This is a genomic window from Paenibacillus sp. P4_A7, from assembly GCF_056402455.1.
Genome location: NZ_JBFUHJ010000857.1, coordinates 1 through 864, shown reverse-complemented (window position 1 = coordinate 864; position 864 = coordinate 1). Strand labels below are relative to the sequence as shown.

At 39.7% G+C, this 864-nt stretch carries 1 protein-coding gene; it reads left to right on the top strand.

What is annotated here, in order from left to right; genetic code table 11:
* Positions 1 to 449 precede the first annotated feature (449 nt).
* A complete protein-coding gene (locus tag AC1DWN_RS34515) occupies positions 450 to 827 on the top strand; it encodes an SRPBCC domain-containing protein (RefSeq protein WP_477563308.1) in 378 nt (125 codons plus the stop codon).
* Positions 828 to 864 lie beyond the last annotated feature (37 nt).

The following is an 864-nucleotide window of genomic DNA, read 5'->3' as shown; positions in this document are numbered from 1 at the left end:
GTTAACAGCACGAGCGACATGCGTTTGTTGGGCGATGTCGATCCCGACGACCAGATGTTGAGCGGTAATTTTTTCAATGAGTTGATTTTGTTTGTCCTGCGATTTAAACTTCATAATAGAGCGTCCTCCTGGATGATGGAATTTTTAGGGCTATGACCCGTTGCGTACTTCCATCGTACCGAGGCGCTCGTTTTTTTGCAAAGCGGATATTTAACGCTCTACAGGAATGCTAACGGGACACGATAGTTGAACAAACAAGGAGCAGTTTGCTAAGGCAGGTGCTTCATTTCTTTATAAGCTAACGGGCAGCATAGTTAAACAACCTTCCCTAATGCGTTATTTCAAAAATGAGCAATCGAAATGAAATCACATAAACCGTACCATGGTATAATATTCGTATACAAATAATTACATAAATTAAATCCTTTTAAAGAAGGTGAATGAGCAATATGGCAAATATCGAGCACTTACAGACCGTGAATGTTCCAGCTTCAACGGTATATGAAGCATTAACCACTGCAAAAGGACTTTCAGAAATATGGACAAATGAACTAATAGTCAATGATCAAATCGGTTGTATAAATGAGTTCCGATTCGGCGGCAAAGGCTTAACAAAGATGCGAGTTGATGAGCTTGTTACCGATAAAAAGATTTTGTGGCAGTGTGTTGATTCAGATCCAGAATGGATTGGTACGACAATTTCTTTTGATATGGAGGAAAAAACCGGAAAGACTTCAATCATTTTTAGTCAGATGAATTGGGAGGAAGTGACCGCATTTTATCGCGTATGTAATTATAACTGGGCTATTTTTTTGTATAGTCTTTAACAGTATTGCGAAGAAGGCGAGGGTCAAGGCGAGGGTC

What these genes read in the sequence shown, in the direction of transcription:
- AC1DWN_RS34515 (WP_477563308.1), top strand. Translation starts at nt 450, where the DNA reads ATGGCAAATATCGAGCACTTACAGACCGTGAATGTTCCAGCTTCAACG.